The sequence below is a fragment of the Thalassobellus sediminis genome (genome assembly GCF_044386045.1).
Classification (GTDB): Bacteria; Bacteroidota; Bacteroidia; order Flavobacteriales; family Flavobacteriaceae; genus Thalassobellus; species Thalassobellus sediminis.
This window is the reverse complement of the sequence record NZ_JBISCD010000040.1, coordinates 1,157,257-1,175,298: the sequence shown is the minus strand read 5'-3', so window position 1 is coordinate 1,175,298 and position 18,042 is coordinate 1,157,257. Positions and strand designations below refer to the sequence as shown.

Annotated in this window: 11 protein-coding genes and 1 tRNA gene; 3 read left to right on the top strand and 9 right to left on the bottom strand. The window is 32.1% G+C overall.

Going from position 1 to position 18,042, the window contains the following annotated elements; translation table 11 throughout:
• Positions 1 to 10 precede the first annotated feature (10 nt).
• From ACH5TW_RS11695 to trxA, 7 genes are all read right to left on the bottom strand, one after another.
• Positions 11 to 2,989 (bottom strand): SusC/RagA family TonB-linked outer membrane protein, encoded by a 2,979-nt coding sequence (locus ACH5TW_RS11695; protein WP_439336688.1) that lies wholly within the window; start codon positions 2,987 to 2,989, stop codon positions 11 to 13.
• 467 nt (positions 2,990 to 3,456) lie between these two features.
• A complete protein-coding gene (locus ACH5TW_RS11690) occupies positions 3,457 to 6,036 on the bottom strand; it encodes a helix-turn-helix domain-containing protein (RefSeq protein WP_439336687.1) in 2,580 nt (859 codons plus the stop codon).
• A gap of 207 nt (positions 6,037 to 6,243) precedes the next feature.
• Positions 6,244 to 6,317 (bottom strand) — tRNA-Asp (locus ACH5TW_RS11685).
• 81 nt (positions 6,318 to 6,398) lie between these two features.
• Positions 6,399 to 7,328 carry a DUF58 domain-containing protein gene (locus ACH5TW_RS11680; RefSeq protein ID WP_439336686.1) on the bottom strand — a complete coding sequence of 310 codons (930 nt, stop codon included), beginning with the start codon at positions 7,326 to 7,328 and terminating at the stop codon, positions 6,399 to 6,401.
• Positions 7,328 to 9,895 (bottom strand): M1 family aminopeptidase, encoded by a 2,568-nt coding sequence (locus ACH5TW_RS11675; protein WP_439336685.1) that lies wholly within the window; start codon positions 9,893 to 9,895, stop codon positions 7,328 to 7,330. The genes ACH5TW_RS11680 and ACH5TW_RS11675 overlap by 1 nt, the downstream gene beginning before the upstream one ends.
• Positions 9,896 to 9,970: 75 nt before the next feature.
• Positions 9,971 to 10,513 (bottom strand): ClpP family protease, encoded by a 543-nt coding sequence (locus tag ACH5TW_RS11670; RefSeq protein ID WP_439336684.1) that lies wholly within the window; start codon positions 10,511 to 10,513, stop codon positions 9,971 to 9,973.
• Positions 10,514 to 10,593: 80 nt separating this feature from the next.
• Positions 10,594 to 10,911 (bottom strand): thioredoxin, encoded by a 318-nt coding sequence (gene trxA / locus ACH5TW_RS11665; protein WP_139695772.1) that lies wholly within the window; start codon positions 10,909 to 10,911, stop codon positions 10,594 to 10,596.
• A 394-nt stretch (positions 10,912 to 11,305) separates the two neighbouring features.
• Here trxA and ACH5TW_RS11660 point away from each other — a divergent pair, with 394 nt between their 5' ends.
• From ACH5TW_RS11660 to ACH5TW_RS11650, 3 genes are read left to right on the top strand one after another with little or no spacing between them, the layout of a single operon-like run.
• Positions 11,306 to 11,737, top strand: a complete 432-nt coding sequence (locus ACH5TW_RS11660; RefSeq protein ID WP_439336683.1) for an SRPBCC family protein — start codon at positions 11,306 to 11,308, stop codon at positions 11,735 to 11,737.
• Complete coding sequence (locus ACH5TW_RS11655; protein ID WP_439336682.1) at positions 11,727 to 12,050, top strand: ArsR/SmtB family transcription factor; 324 nt, start codon at positions 11,727 to 11,729, stop codon at positions 12,048 to 12,050. Before ACH5TW_RS11660 ends, ACH5TW_RS11655 begins: the two co-directional genes overlap by 11 nt.
• A gap of 16 nt (positions 12,051 to 12,066) precedes the next feature.
• The gene (locus tag ACH5TW_RS11650; RefSeq protein ID WP_439336681.1) at positions 12,067 to 12,492 is read left to right on the top strand and encodes an SRPBCC family protein; all 426 of its coding nucleotides are present in this window, start codon (positions 12,067 to 12,069) and stop codon (positions 12,490 to 12,492) included.
• A gap of 86 nt (positions 12,493 to 12,578) precedes the next feature.
• On the opposite strand, the gene ACH5TW_RS11645 is transcribed toward ACH5TW_RS11650, so the two are convergent.
• Both ACH5TW_RS11645 and dnaE read right to left on the bottom strand, forming a co-directional pair.
• A complete protein-coding gene (locus ACH5TW_RS11645; protein ID WP_439336680.1) occupies positions 12,579 to 13,445 on the bottom strand; it encodes a hypothetical protein in 867 nt (288 codons plus the stop codon).
• A gap of 70 nt (positions 13,446 to 13,515) precedes the next feature.
• A complete protein-coding gene (dnaE, locus tag ACH5TW_RS11640) occupies positions 13,516 to 17,904 on the bottom strand; it encodes a DNA polymerase III subunit alpha (RefSeq protein ID WP_439336679.1) in 4,389 nt (1,462 codons plus the stop codon).
• Between the last annotated feature and the right edge of the window lie 138 nt (positions 17,905 to 18,042).

Genomic DNA, 18,042 nt, shown 5'->3' with positions numbered 1-18,042 from the left:
AGTTATTTTTTTAAAAAGAAACATTTAATCCCAAAGTATATGTTCTTGTTGTTGGGTATTTATCACGACCATCATTACCAGGGGCTAGACCTCCTCTATTTACTTCAGGGTCGATACCCGAATATTTAGTAAATGTAAAAGTATTTAATGTTGAAAAAGACAACCTAGCTGATTTAATATGCTTTCCAATTTTATCGAAATTATACCCCAAAGTAATATTGTCTATCTTCCAGAAATCTCCATTTTCTATATAATGACTCGTAAACTCTTCTGGAGCATTCAATGCTACATCTTTACCAAAAATTGGATCTTCAGACGAAGTTAACCTGTTATACTGCTGAATGGAAGGGTTTTCAAAATACATACGTTCAAAATTCAAGATCTGATAATCAAATGCACCACGCATTGTAACCGTTAAATCAAGCTGCTTATATTTGAATGAGTTATTCCAATTAGCATAATATTTTGGAAGTCCATTACCTAAAACCTGCTTGTCTTCAAAACTATGATTAAACTCATCATAACTTTGCGTTTCACCTTCTGGTGTTTCATAAATCCATAAACCGTCGTCATCAATACCTGTTACTTTGAAACCATAAAAATTACCAACAGTTTCTCCTACTTTAACAAGATGAGTAAAGGTAGTTATTGGTGAGCCAGTACCACCTGCAGTAAAATAGTCGTTAGTTGATTGGTACAAATCATTAGAAATACTTACCAATTTATTTGTATTTGTAGAAAGATTTACATTTGATGTCCATTCAAAATTTTCATTCTGTACCGGAATGAAATTTAAAGCAATCTCTAAACCTTCATTTTTCATTTTCCCAACATTGGCACGAGTTGTAGGATAAAGATTTGGAGGTACTGGAACGGAGTAATCATATAGTAAATCGTTTATATCACGTACATAATAATCTATACTTCCACTAATTCTATTATCAATAAACCCAAAATCGAGCCCTAAATTAGTTTCATGTTTTTCTTCCCATTTTAAATCAGGATTAGCATTCTGTGAAGGAACCAATGTTCTTATCCATTCGCCATTGTAGTAAAAATATGATCCAAATCCTAGTAACGGAACCGCACCAAAAGCACGACCATTTGGTGTACCAGTAACACCATACCCTGCTCTTAATTTAAGGTTATAAATAAAATCAACATCTTTTAAAAACGATTCTTGTGAAATTCTCCACCCTGCCGAAACAGCTGGAAAAGTTCCCCACGGTTTATCAGTACGATATAATTGACTAGCAGCTTCATGACGAACACTAGCCATAAATAAATATTTATTATCAAAATTATAGTTTAACCTATTAAAAAATCCTATTAAATTAGATTTAGACGTTACACCCCCAACTGTTGCATCACCTTCATTTATACCATTACCCAACCCAATATTATGATATGAGAACTCATCAGTTGGGAAATCCCTATTTGTCATTGAATAATCCCGATAGTAACTTTCTTGATTACTATATCCGGTTAAAAATGTAAAAGAGTGCTTATCTATAGATGCAGAATATTGTGCAGTTAACTCGAATAATTTTTCTTGAGTTTCTCTGGTTCCATTATTAACATATCCATTCAAACCATTTTTCACATTAGATATATGATTTTTTGTTTCAGCATAACCTCGCGTTTGATAATAACGCCCTAAAGAACCTAATGCATTAATCTTTAAATTCTTTACAGGTTCATAAGTTATATTCGCATTGTATCTACTAAATAAAGATCGTTCCTCTCCATCAGATTCATAAATACGAGCCAAAGGATTTTCATAATCAAAATTCCCTGGACGTTCAAACCAGTTTCCTTCTTCATCATAGATAGGCTCTGTTGGATTTCTAATTAATGCTTGCCTGTAAGTATAGCTTTGATTTGAAGTAGTTGTGTAATTTTGTGAACGACTTATTATTCCAAAATTAAATTTCAGTTTATCATCAAGCATATTATGATTGACATCTATACGTCCTGAGAATGTTTCATTATTTGATTTTAAAAACACTCCTTCTAAACCTCTATAATTAATATTAGCTATATAATTTGTTTTGCTATTTCCTCCTCTGAAAGTTAAATTATGTATTTGGCTAAAAGGGGAACGCGTCATTACATCTAACCAATCTGTTGAGCTTCCAAAATCCTGACTAGGATCTCTTACTCCTTCTTCAATCTGTCGTCTATAATCATCGGCAGATAATACATCCAATCTGTTTGCTATTTCCTGTGTACTTAAACTTACCGAATAATCTACTCGGTTTGTATAGGTCCCACTAGCTCTTCTAGTTGTAATTAATATTACACCATTTGTACCTCTGGTACCGTAAATAGCAGCAGCCGACCCATCTTTTAAAACATCTATAGATTCAATATCTTCAGGAGCTACCGTTTGAAAGTCTCCAGGAATACCATCAATAAGAATAAGCGGGCTACTAGAACCAATTATAGAGTTAGTACCTCTCAAACGTACTTGAGAACCTGCACGAGGATCTCCACTAGAAATAGAGACAGACAAACCAGCAACCTTACCTTGAAGCAATTGCCCTATATCATTTACATTTCCTTTAACAAATTCTTCAGAATCTACAGAAGAAACAGCACTTGTTATATCTTCCTTTCTTTGGGTACCATATCCCACTACTACAATATCATCTAAAGATTCAATATCTTCGGTTAATTGTACATCAATTTTATTTTGAGTATTTACTTTAACTTCCTGCGTTTTAAATCCTATGTATGAATACACAAGAACTGCTTCTGAAGAAACTTTGATAACATATTTACCATCGAAATCTGTTACGACACCATTAGATGTTCCTTTTTCTAATACATTAACACCAGGTAACTGCATTCCATCAATAACACTGGTAATCTGCCCAGAGATATTAATTTCCTGCCCGTAAACTGATAATCCAAGAAAAAATGTGAAAATTAAAAACGAACAAAATCGATTTCGTTTTAGCTTATTAATTGTTGCTATTTGCTGCATTCTTATATAGTATTTAAAGTTGACATTTTTGAATATAAAACTTCCACAATCAATTATGGATGCTCTATACCTTTGAGGTTGAATTATAGGTATTGGTTAAGTACCTTTTTTTAATAATCTACCCCTCTTTATATTATAGTTTAATTCATTTATGATTAAACTATAATTTTAGTTCTTCTTATAATTATCATCAAATACCCCCTTATTATAAAAGTACTTATTCGATAAAATTATAGATCGAAAACCTTATGTAATTTGATTTTGTTAAGACTTGAATTTTATCTCAAAACTTTAGACAATTATATATTCCATTTTTAATAAAAACCAACATATACTCGTCAAATAGATCAACATTAAAAGTAAAGTCGAAAAATTTTAAGATGAAAAAATAAAACGTTAACTAATCAGGACAAATATCTACAAAACAACAAGTAAAGAAGTAATAACTATGTTGAAACAAATAACACTCAGGTTGATTTCTTTGCATTTTCAGTGTACTTTGAAGGATTGCACCCATAAACTTCACGAAAACACTTACTTAAATAGCTAGAGCTACTAAATCCTACCCTATCTGCAATTTCGGCAATCGTTAAATCACCTTCAAGCAATAATTGCTCAGCTTTTTTTAATCGTAAGTTTCTTATAAATAGACTAGGAGATTCCTCTAGTAATTTTGTCAATTTTTTATAAAGCCCAGTTCGCTCCATATTTAAATCACTACTAAGCTCTTCAACAGAATATCCTGGAATATTTATATTCTTCTCTACAATTTCAATAGCCTTGTTAAGAAAAGCTATATCGATAGGCTTTTGAAGTTGTTCTTCTGTGGCAGAATCATCTATTTCTTCCTGTTTTTCTTGAACATCTTCAAAAGCTTTGCGCTGCTCAATTAAATTTCGTATTCGCAATAAAAGAATTTCTTCCCTATGATGCTGCTCTATTTTCTCTTTAGTATAACTGAGATAGAAATATAATATACCTGAAGTTATTAGAATAAAAGCTAATAAATAGCCAACATAAGCCATTGGACTTTTCCACCATGGTGGCTGTATAGTAACATCTATTTTATGGGGTTTCCCTTGCCATACATCTACTTTATTAGATGACATTACTTTTAAAGAATATTCTCCAGGTTCTAAATTTGTATAGTTAAGAGTTAAGAGTTTACCTGCTGTATAACCTGGTTGTAATGTAACCCAATCCTTATCTACCCCTTCCATTTGATAACGATAATATGTTTTTTCTGGATTAATGTAATTTAGAGACGAAAAGTCAAATGTCAAAAAGTTATCATTATAGTTAAGTGTAATATCATTTACAAAAGGAGTAGCCTGTGATAGAATTATTTTTTTTCCATAGGTTCGTTGATGCTCTATTTTATTTCCGTGAACTTTGATAGACCTCAAAAGAGGTTTAAAAGGTAAATCTGGCACAGAAATACGATTTGGAGACAAGGTATTAAAGCCATCAACACCTCCAAAGAATAAAGTACCATTTTTAGATTCAAAGGCTGAAGAATTTAAATATTCACCAGATAATGTCCCATCAAAATAGTTAAAATTGGTAAAGTAGATTTCTTGAGAATTTATATCAACATTAATTTTAGAAATCCCATTACTCGTAGTAACCCACATTTGCTTATTCTTATCTTCAATTATTGCATGTACAGAGTTGTTGACAAGGCCTTGTTCTACATAAAAAGTTTTTCCTATTTTATCTTCAGGTGTAAAAAGTTTTAAACCATCGGAAGTTCCTGCCCAAACCCAATTTCGACTATCTGTAAATAAAGCGTTGTATGTTTTATTTTTATAAGTATTGCTTTCCTTTTTATTAAATTGCCCTAAAACGTCTTCAGATAACATTTTTTCATTTATAGAAGTCAAATAAATACTATCATTAGTAGAGGTATGATATTCGTAATAACCAAAATTTGTACTGAGATAAATTTTACCGAACTCATCTTCTGCAAAAGACCAAACACTTAAATCTTTTAAATTTGAATTTGGAAAATATGAAGACCCCATTTTATGAAAACTAAATCGAGAAGGGTGGAAATATAATAAACCCCTATTATAAGTACCAATCCATAAAGCGCCTTGTTGATCATAAAACAAGGTGCTAATATCTGTATTTACAACCTCTCCATTAATTTTTTTAAGTGATGGAAAATAATTCTTAACACCACTATTATTGTCAATATCCCAAACACCTTTTAAAGTACTCACATAAGCTCTCTCTTCATTTGTAATAACAAGAGTATTTAAAGTATAGGAGGTTTCTAATATGGTTTTCCAGTTTTTGGTTTTTGGATTAAAGAAGAAAAAGCCACCCTTATATCCATTTCGCAGCTGATAAAAACCTTCTTTACCTTTAACAACCATTGATGTTCTATCAAATTCTTTTATTTCACTTAAATCATAAGGACTTACACCATAAACTTTTTCTTGTGTATTTAAATCGTAACAAATAACTTCTCCTGTATGATAAAAAAGATACAGAAAACCCTTGTCACTACCTAAATCTTGAAGTTTTCCCCCATCAGATATATTTTTAATTAAAGTATTGGTTTCTGGCTGTATTAACCCCTTTTCAGTAAGTAGCCACATTCTCTTATGGTCATCCAAAAAGAAATCAAGAACGGGACCTTTTACCCCAATATTTTGAAAAATTTTATTGGGTTCGTGTATGTACTTTTCTACCTTTAAATCAATACACATTAATTTATATTGATCTTTAATCCACAGTAAAGAATCTTTACTTTGATAGACACGATAATGTCCATCATAATTTTTCAGAGTTGTTACATCCTTTTCTCTACGATGTATATACTGAAATTTGAAACCATCATAAATATTAACATTTCCGTTTGTGGTAAAAACCATTCTACCATCAACAAGTTGAAGAATAAATCTTACCTGATTATCACTAAGGCCATGTGTTGTGTTTAAAGGAGAAAATATGAAATTAGAATTCTGACTAATTACTATATTTGAAAATAATAGAATTAAAAGGAGCGTGTTTATTATTTTTTTGAATGCTTTGTTCATTTTCAAGATTGTCAGCCCAAATTCATTAGTGAAATTAATAAACAAAAAAGCATCCCAATCTTCTTATTAAGAAAAAAGGAAAGCTTCTCATTGGTATACCAAATTTACTTTGGTAAACTACTTTCCCGAATTACTTCGGGAACAACACAACTTCTTATTGCCAAAAAAAGCCCTAATTTCTCAGAGCTTTTTTGTTGCAATTTTTAGCGGTCTGGACGGGACTCGAACCCGCGACCTTCGCCGTGACAGGGCGACATTCTAACCAACTGAACTACCAGACCGTTGCTTTATTGCGGTTGCAAATATACACGCCTTTTTTAATATGTCAAATCTTTTTTAGGCTTTTTTTTATCTTTTTTTTATCAAACAAACTTTTGTCGCTCTACCATATACGTAGTGAGGATGTTATCGAAGTTTTTATTAATATCGGCTTCTACATATTTAATTTTATATTGCGCGCATTTTAGGCGTAAAGCCATAAAATATTTTTTTACTGCTACATTGTAGCTTTCTTTTATACTATCGGCATACAAATTAATAAACTCACTTGTTTCAACATCAACAAACCGTTTTGGTTTATTATCAAAATTGAAATTTTGTTCTTTTTCTTTATCAAACACATGAAATAAAATAACTTCATGTTTATTGTATTTTAAATGGCGTAGCGCTTCAAACAACCTTGTTTCATCTTCTGAAGTTTGAAACATATCAGTAAATAAAAAAATCATAGAGCGTCTATGTACTTTCTCAGCTATCTCATGCAAGTATTTATAAGTCTCTGTTTCCTTTTTTACTGATTTTGATACCACAGCCTCACTTAAATGATTTAAAAGCATTTGATGATGCCTTTCGCTCCCTTTTTCAGGCGCGTAATAATCATAATCATCGCTATAAATACTTAAACCAACTGCATCGCGTTGTTTTTTTAAAATTTGCATGAGTGCAGCCGCTGCTAATGCCGAAAAACCAATTTTATTTAAACTATTTATAGAAAAGTTATCCATTTCTGGATAATGCATTGAACTACTGTTGTCTATAATTAGGTGACAGCGTAAATTAGTCTCATCGTCATAACGCTTAGTATAAAGCTTATCTGTTTTTGCAAACAACTTCCAATCTATATGACGGGTACTTTCTCCTTGGTTGTATATTTTATGCTCAGCAAATTCTGCTGAAAATCCATGAAACGGACTTTTATGCATGCCCGAAATAAACCCTTCTACTACTTGCTTAGCAAGTAATCCTAAGTTTTTGAACCCTTCTGCTTTATTAAGTTCGTTTTGTAAATTCATTACTGTTTTTCTCTTATAAGTTTTGCTCTATAAACACCATCTGACGCTTGCAAAAGTTTATTTTTTAGCACTTTTGGGAAATTTGGATTTTCGTTTAAAAACTGTTCCAAGATATTATAAGCATAATCAGATGTATAATTACCTATAGTAGCATTAAGCCATGATTTAGGAAAAAATATATCGCCCGTTAATTGTATTTCTTCAACCAATTCTAAACACATTTTTAAATGTTTTTGCGACGATTCTTGACGTAACGGATGGTTTATATTATACAATGCTGCACCTACCCAACTTTCTTTTTCTCTATTTTCTGCTTTAGCTAAAGATAACATAAATTTGTCTCTTATGCTTTCATCATTAGATAATGACGGCAATAAAAATTCAAAACGTTTTTTTCTATCGGGATTCGATATACTTTCTAAAGCACTTTGCAGAATACTATCTGCCTTAGGATGGCTATATAAAGCTAAAGTAGCCGCTAAACCAGTATAATCGTTTTCATTTAAATACAAACCTTTTATAGTTTCTGATTTATCCCATATACGATATAAGGCGTCTTTGCCATTTTTAGAACACGCAATACTTTTAAATAAGCTAAAAAGTGTTTTTTTATAACTAGATGAAAAATTATTATTTCGTAATTGTTTATTCAATAAAGATTCTAAGTCTTTACCAATAATTTCTCGTTGTTCTGCTGAAAGAAAATCCCAAAAAAGAGTATTAGTCTTTCCTAAAATAATATTTAAAATAAGTTCTTCTTTTTCTGAAGCTATACCTTTTATTAAAACATTTAAAGCTTTTTGAGGCTCAATATTGGCCGAAAGTACGTTTTCATATAAATTAATATAACTATAACCTCTGGCTAAATCGTCTTTTATATTTGGAATGGCATCAATATTTAAATTATCTATAGGAAATACGCCATACCCAAAAGCATCATAATTATAAATAACCGATTGTGGTTTTGGCAAACCAACAACAGCGTTTAAAACCTGTGTTTGTTTATTTAACTTAATTGGAATCACTTTTACGCTATCTTTATAAACCAAGCCTATTTTAAAAACTTGAGGCCAAATATGATCGCTTCCATCTTCCGCTTTTTGAGAAATCTCAAAATGTTCAATTGTATTGTCTTTATAAATAATACTATCTGAAATTATAGGTCGCCCTGTTTCATTAACCCATACACCACTCCATTTTTTTAAATCTTCGTTAGTTTCTGCATCTAAGAGTGTTACTAAATCATTCCAATCTGCATTACCATAAGCATAGGCTTTAATATAATTACGCATCCCTTTTCTAAAAGGCTCTGCTCCTACTAGAGCTTCTAATTGGCGCATCATTATTGGAGCTTTATTATATATAATGCGCCCATAAAGTGTGCCTGCATTTTTTAAATTATCTAATTGCTGTTTTATTGGTGTAGCTCCTTTTGTTCTATCTTCACTATAAGCACTTGCGTAATGCTCACTCATAAAATTTAAACTATGATTTACATCGGGAAACGATTTACGAGTTACTTTATCGGCTAAAAAATTTGCAAAAACCTCTTTTAACCAAACATCATCAAACCAATTCATGGTTACTAAATCGCCAAACCACATGTGAGCTGTTTCATGAGCTATTAAATGACAACGATTTAATTCCTTATTTTGTGTTGCATTATTATCTAAAAACAAAGACGATTGGCGGTATTGTATTGCACCAACATGTTCCATACCACCATACTGAAACCCAGGAATAGCTGCAAAATCTAATTTTTGAAATGGAAATTTATACTGTGTATAATCTTCTAAAAACAAAACAGACTCATTATGAAGTTTAAAAATTTCGTTAGAACTTGCTTCTATTTTTTCTTTATCATTTTCACGATAAAGCATATGCATATTTAAATTACCTAATTGCTTTTCTGCTTCATTAAACACACCAGCTACAAACGAAAACAAATAGGTACTCATAACATCAGATTTGTTAAACTTATATCTAACAAAATCTCCCTTATCTTCTTTAAAATCTAAATGAGATCCACAAAGTACTTTCCAGTCTTTTGGTGCTGTAATATCTAACACATAATTTGCTTTTATATTAGGTTGGTCGAAACACGGAAACAAAGTACTTGCTCTATCTGGAACTAACAAAGTATATAAATAGGCATCGTTTCTATTAAGTGATAATTCACCTGCATCAAACTCAACATTAATAGTGTTTGGTCCTAATTTTAAATATTCAGAATTAATAATAAGATGTTCTTGCTGATGGTTAACAGGAATTTGCTTTTCATTAACCAAAACGTTTTTAATATAAGCCCCATCTTCATTAAAATCTAAATACAAAGGCTGTTCTAAATTAGAGATTTCTAAACTCAAATCTAACTGAGAACTAATACGTTCCGTTTTTACTTCGGGTATTTTAAATGATAAATTATAAACAACATTAGAGACTTGTAGTTTTCTATATTTAGCTAACTCCAATGAAATACCTGGACTTAATAAAGTGCTTTCTTTTTGTTTTGTATTGCAAGAAACCATTATAAACAAACCAAATAACACTATTAAAACATGCTTCATTTTAAAACTAATAGTTATAAAAATTAAAAGGCATAGTAAAAAACCATGCCTTTATATATTTACTTTTAAAATATTCTATAAAATACCATCAACAATACCATAAGACACAGATTCTTGAGCTCCCATCCAATGGTCGCGATTAAAATCTTTCATTATTTTATCAAAAGTTTGTCGACAATTATCGGCTAAAATTTGCGCACTTAACTCTTTAGTAATTATAATTTCTTTAGCAGTAATTTCAATATCACTTGCTTGTCCGCGAGCTCCACCACTAGGTTGATGAATCATAACACGTGCATGCGGTTGTATAAAACGTTTCCCTCTTTGTCCTGCAGATAATATAAGAGAACCCATAGACGCTGCAAAACCTGTACAAATTGTAGATACTTGACTGTTTAGCGATTTTATACAATCGTAAATAGCAAAACCAGACGTTACATAACCTCCAGGACTATTAATGTATAATTGAATATCAAAATTATTCAAAGTATCTAAATACATCAATCTATCGATAACGTGTTTAGCAGATTTATCATCTACTTGTCCCCATAAAAAAACTTTACGCTGCTCTAATAATTTGCTATCAATAGCATCTTGTACTTTTATTTTATCACTCATTTTTTTATTTAATTTTTATCTAAAATAAAAAAAGGTTTACCAATATGGCAAACCTTTTTAATTTTCTTTTTATTTAACTTTTATAAAAGTCCGTCAATAGCATCTGTATATGCGTTTTTAGGCGCTACACCAACTTGTCTTCCAACAACCTCTCCGTTTTGAAAAACTAAAACCGTAGGTATATTACGAACACCATATTTAGCAGCAAATTCTTGATTTGCATCTACATCAACTTTACCAACAACAGCTTTACCATCATATTCTTCACTAATTTGTTCAATAATTGGTCCAACCATTCTACATGGTCCACACCAAGCTGCCCAAAAATCAACTAATACAGGTTTATCACTCTTTAATACTGTTTCTTCAAACGTCGCATCTGTTATTTCTAATGCCATAATATATATGTTTTAATATGTTCTTAATTCATTTTAACAACACAAAATTAGTCAAAAAAAACTTTAAAGCTTACACCCAAACAATTTGTTTTGCCTATAGCTATATTGTTTCAAGTTATTTTTAATATATATGCGCATAAAACAGGCTATTCACTATATCTTTTTGCTAAGCAGTCTCGAACTTGTTTCAAAATATCATAACAATTATGTTAAGAAGATTATAAATAAACAAAACAACTTTAAACCCTTCACAAAAAGATACCGCTGCTATCCTTTGCGCAAAAGGCATTTTCATAAAAACACTACATTTAAGCAACCAAAAAGTTGCGTATAAAAATTATTTGTTTTAATTTAGCAACCGTTAAGTTGCATATTACTGAAAAACCGAATAATTATGAAAGACGTTATTAAAAAAGAAATTTTATTTAATCATCCAATAAGCAAAATATGGAATGCTATTACAAAAGCAGAAGAAATCTCAACTTGGTTTATCCCAGCCGATTTTAAAGCCGAAAAAGGATATAAATACACGTTCACAGCGCCTCAAAACGAAAAAGGCTGTACCGTTATTAGTGGTGAAGTGAAAAATGCAAATCCTTATGTATTAATTTACACTTGGATAGTTGCAGAAATGGAAACAGAAACGACAGTTAAATGGGAATTAGAAGCAACAGCAGAAGGCACAAAACTAACTCTAGAACATTCAGGAATTTCAAATTATGACGGCGAAACTGCCTTAGCTATGTTTGAAAGCTTTAATGGCGGATGGGACAATTGTATTTCTGGTTTAACAGCTTATTTAAAAGAAACAATTAATGCAGGATAAAATAACCAAACTATTTAAAGCTATTGCAGATCCAACAAGGCGTGATATTTTTCACGCCTTAGTTATTGCAACCTCAGCATTGTCAATCACACAAATATCTAGTCAGTTTGATATTAGCAGACAAGGTATTACCAAACATATAAAAACGCTTGAAGAAGCTGGTTTGGTTAATATAGACTCCCAAGGTCGAGAACGATTTTGTAATGCCAATCCAAAAAAACTTAAAGAAGTAAATAAGTGGTTAAAATTCTATGAACAATTCTGGGACGACAAACTAACTAATTTAGGAAATTATTTAGATAACAAAGCCTAAACTTTTCAACAAACTCATGAAAGACAACAACTACTCAAAACAAATAACAGTTTCTGTTAATTCAGAAAAAGTGTTTAAGGCCTTAAATGAAGGGCTTAATATCTGGTGGGGAAAAACGAGTAATATAGCATATAAAAAAGGTGGTCAATTTACTATTACATTCGAAAATGGATACTGGTGGACTTTTAAAATTATTGAACATACTCCAAACAAAGAATTAATATGGAAATGTTTTGATGGAGAGCCTGATTTTAATAAAGAATGGATTGGTCATATCCTTCATTGGACCATTGATGAAATTAATAAAGCAACAACAATCAACTTTCATCAAACAGGATTAAATCCAAAAATTGATTGCTATGAAGTATGTTCTAAAACCTGGGATATGTTTATTTCTGAAAGTCTGAAAAAACACCTTGAAAGTTTAAGTGATTTTGCTTAACAAAAATATTAAGCATTATAATTAAAAACAAAAAGAGCTGTCAGTATTTTGACAGCTCTTTTTTTACATTTAGGGCAAAACCGTTATTAATGATGTCTTTTTTTACCTATTTTTATTTCTGTTACCGTACCATCTACAGCTGTTTTTGTTGCAACTTTATCACAAGTTCCATCTCCAAAATTAACAGTTGCAGTACCTGCTTCTGTTGTATATTCTTTTATTCCAGAAGCAATATATTTACAGCCTGCTGGCTTTACTAATGGCGTTGTAATTTCTACATTAACAGTAACACCACTTTTATTTGTAAAAGTAGATGATCCTGTAATTGTTTTCTCGTCATCATAACAAATATCGGTATCTCCACCTGCAGTAATTTCAATAGTTCTAGTTCCTACTTTAGAAATTATTCCCTCATCCGTTTCAATAGTTATATCAATAGCACTTACTAATTCTGGATTTCCATTAGCATTACTAGTCACATAAGAATAGGTTTTAGTTCCATTAACAACATAACCATTAATAGATAAATCTTGAATAGTAATTGTTCTTTCTTTACTCGTATCCGATTTTGTTTTTACCTTAACAATCGTTCCAGATATAATGTTTCCATTATAATCTTCACATGCGTCAGTAAATGTAATGGTTGTTGTAACTGTATCATTTACTTCTTCAATAGTAATATCTGCACAGTTTTTAAAAAACCCAGACCTTCCTCGTTTATCTTTTGTTGTCGATGATTCTTTTGAAGAACTTGATGATTTAGAAGTTGATGCTATTTCAAACGAACTATCAGAATAGATAGAAATATCGTCTAAAACACTTTCGGCTTCTTCAATAATAATTTCAGAATCTACACTTAATGATGCAGAAATCTCATCTGATGGCACATTTTCATTATCACAGGCAATAAATCCTAAAGCCACTAACACTAATAACAATTTAAGTCTTTTCATAATTGGGAATTTTTAATTTAACTCATTTATTAATAAAACAAGTAAACCATAAAAACTCCTACCCTAATTGTTAATTTAATTTATAAACTACGTTTTGCTCTTCTAATTCTTTTATCAATTCTTGAGACACTTTCACCTTTTGTTTCCTACTTGGCATGCTTAATTTTATTTTTTCTTTAGTATCGTACACTAAAAAATTAAGCATTTGGTTTCCAGGATGCATGCTAATCAATTCCTTTAGAGCTATTATTTTTTGCTTATCTAAATCTTTAATATCAACTTGTATAGACAATTTTTTAGCATAATGTTCCATCACATCATGTAATAATTGAAAATTATTAAACTGCATACGTGGATCACTCTTTTTTCCTGTGTCTTTATTTACCCAACCATCTCGAATAAATGTTTTAACATAGACAAAATTATTATGCATTAAAAAATGTCTAAATTTCAAATACTCTTCACCAAAAATTCTAAACTCATGGCTATCGGTATAATCTTCAACAGTAAATAAAGCCCAACCTTTTCCCTGCTTACTTACACGATGTTGCACATCGGTTACCACACCACCAAAAACAAGCTCACGGTTTACATAAGGCGCTACATCATTAAACATAGCAAGTGTGGCATTACAAAAGGTTTTCATCTCTGTTTTAAAATCATCTAATGGATGCCCCGAAATATAAACACCTACAACCTCGCGTTCTTTTGCTAACTTCTCCATAGTACCCCATTCTTCACATGGTGGCACTTCTGGTTCTGCTATCTGTACATCACTAGCCTCTCCAAATAAACTTACTTGAGCCGAATTTTCATTTTCTTTATGACGTTGCGCATATTTAATGGCCATTTCTAAAAAGGTCATACCATCACCTTCTCGATGAAAATACTGTGCCCTATGTGTGCCTTCAAAACAATCGAAACCACCAGCTAAGGCAAGATTTTCAAAAGCTTTCTTATTGGCTGCACGTAAATCGATACGCTTTGCGATATCGAAAATAGATTTATAATTACCGTCTTCTTTTCTATTATCTACAATAGTCATAACTGCTCCATGTCCTACGCCTTTAATAGCTCCCATACCAAAACGAACCGCATTGTCTTTGTTTACCGAAAACTTATAATAACTTTCATTAACATCAGGTCCTAGAACTGGCAATTTCATACGTTTACACTCATCCATAAAGAATGTAACCTGCTTAATATCGTTCATATTATTAGACAATACCGCAGCCATATATTCCGCAGGATAATGTGCTTTTAAATAAGCCGTTTGATAAGCAATCCACGCATAACAAGTAGAGTGCGATTTATTAAAAGCGTAACTAGCAAAGGCTTCCCAGTCTTTCCAAACTTTTTCTAAAACTTTTGCATCATGTCCATTAGCACTAGCTTGCTCAATAAACTTAGGCTTCATTTTATCTAGAACCGCAATTTGTTTTTTCCCCATTGCCTTACGCAATACATCGGCTTCACCTTTTGTAAATCCTGCCAAACTTTGAGACAGCAACATCACTTGCTCTTGATAAACCGTAATACCATAGGTTTCTTTTAGGTACTCTTCCATGGCTGGTAAATCGTACTCAATTTCCTCATCACCATGCTTACGACGCACGAAACTTGGAATATACTCCATTGGTCCTGGACGATACAAGGCATTCATGGCAATTAAATCTTCAAACACCGTTGGCTTTAAATCGCGCAAGTGTTTTTGCATCCCAGGCGATTCATATTGGAACACACCTACTGTTTCTCCTCGTTGGAATAACGCATAGGTTTCTTCATCATCTAACGGGAATGTATCTGGATCGAGTAAAATATCATGTTTTGCCTTAACAATTTTAACGGTATCCTTAATTAAAGTTAGCGTTTTTAACCCTAAGAAATCCATTTTTAACAAACCCGCATCTTCTACAACGGAGTTATCAAATTGGGTAACATATAAATCAGAATCTTTAGCAACAGAAACCGGCACAAACTTCGTAATATCGTCTGGTGTAATAATAACGCCGCAGGCATGAATTCCAGTATTTCTTACCGAACCTTCTAAAGTTCTAGCAAGGTTTACTGTTTCTGCTTGCAAATCATTTCCATCAGATATATTTAAAAGCTCATTAACCTTTTCTAAATCTTCAGCACGAAATTTACTCGCCAAATCTTTTTCGCTTAAACCGAAAATCTTGCCAAGTTTAGACATAGTTGGAATTAACTTCGCAATCCTATCTGCGTCAAATAATGGTAAATCTAATACACGCGCGGTATCTCTAATAGACGACTTTGCCGCCATGGTACCATAAGTAATAATTTGTGCTACTTGGTTGCTTCCGTATTTTTCAATTACGTAATCCATAACACGACTTCGACCTTCATCATCAAAATCGATATCAATATCGGGCATACTCACACGATCTGGATTTAAGAAACGCTCAAAAAGCAAATCGTACTTAAGCGGATCAATGTTGGTTATCCAAAGACAATAAGCAACCACCGAACCTGCTGCCGATCCACGCCCTGGACCTACCGACACATCCATGTTTCGAGCTTCACGAATAAAATCTTCTACAATTAAGAAATATCCAGGATAGCCTGTTTTTTCAATAACGTTTAACTCAAAATCGAGACGTTCAACAACTTCTTCAGATAATTCTTCGCCATATCGTTTTTTAGCTCCTTCAAAAGTTAAATGCTTTAAAAAGGCATTTTCACCTCGTTTTCCTCCATCTGCTAAATCCTCTTCATGTTTAAATTCATCTGGAATATCAAATGCTGGTAATAATACATCACGCGCTAATTGATACACTTCTACTTTATCAACAACCTCTTGTACATTAGAAATGGCTTCAGGAATATCTTTAAACAATTGTTTCATATCATCAGAAGATTTAAAATAATACTCCTGATTTGGCATTCCGTATCGATAACCACGACCACGACCTATAGGCGTTGCTTGTTTTTCACCATCTTTTACACATAATAAAATATCATGCGCGTTGGCATCTTCTTGTTTTTTATAATAGGTATTATTGGTAGCAACCAACTTAACATCATGTTTTCTTGCCAATGATATTAAGGTTGGATTTACACGATTTTCATCTTCTTGATTATGGCGCATCAATTCGACATACAAATCGTCTCCAAACTGTTCTTTCCACCAAATGAGTGCTTCTTCCGCTTGATTTTCACCAATATTCAGGATTTTACTTGGCACTTCACCATATAAATTTCCTGTTAATACAATTAAGTCTTCTTTATATTCTTCAATTAATTTTTTATCAATTCTAGGTAAATAATAAAATCCATTTACAAAGGCATGCGACGATAACTTTGCTAGGTTATGATAGCCATTCTTATTTTTAGCCAACAATACAATTTGATAACCGTTATCTTTTCTAGATTTATCTAAATGATTTTCGCAAACAAAAAACTCGCAACCAATAATAGGTTTCATTTCTTTCACCTTAACCTCATCCCCAGTTTCTTCTGCTTCTGCTATTTTTGCTTTAACACCTTTATTGTGTCTATTTACTGCATTTACAAAGTGAAAAGCTCCCATCATGTTAGCATGATCGGTTAGTGCTACCGCTTCCATATTATATTCGGCTGCAGCCGAAACAATATCGGCAACTCCCATAGTAGATTGTAACACCGAAAACTGAGAGTGATTATGAAGATGCACAAAATCCACATCGGCTAACCCCGACATGTTTTGTTTTATCTCTTCTGAAGAAATCTGACTTCCTTCAGCTTTTTTTATTCGCTCAAGAATTTTAGCACTTTCACGTTTAAGATTAATATGCTTTAATCCTATAAGTTGAATGGTATCTGGATTGGCCTTGTTAAAATTCTCAAAGTAATCAGATTCAACATCCAACTGTTCTTTAGTATACTCACCCAAACGCACCAATTCGAAAAAACAACGTGTTGTTGCTTCTACATCGGCAGTGGCATTATGCGCTTCTGCAAAACCTACACTAAACAAATGCGCATGCAACTCTGATAATGTTGGTAATTTAAATTTACCGTAACGTCCACCAGGAATTTCACATAAATTTGCTGTATGCTCTGTACAAGTATCTAAAACTGGTAATTCTTGCAATGGATTTTCAACGGCGCCACGTACAAATTCAGCCCCCATAATATTAAGGTCGAACTTAACATTTTGCCCAACTACAAACTTCGTTTTTCCTAAAGCTTCATTAAACTTTTCTAAAACATCAGCTAACGGAATACCTTGTTCATCTGCCAATTCGGTAGAAATACCATGGATTTTCTCAGCATCATACGGAATATTAAAACCTTCTGGTTTCACCAAATAATCTTGACTTTCAATACAATTCCCCATCTCGTCATGCAATTGCCATGCAATTTGAATACAACGAGGCCAATTATCGGTATCGGTAATTGGTGCATCCCAACGTTTTGGTAATCCGGTAGTTTCAGTATCGAAAATTAAGTACATTCAGTCTGTTTATTTGTTGATATATTTTCTCGTTTAGAACAATAACGAAGCGTATAAAAATACATATCAAAATTGACATATCAACACATAAGTTATAAACAGTTTTAAACATAGAAAGTATCCTTTAATATAATTATT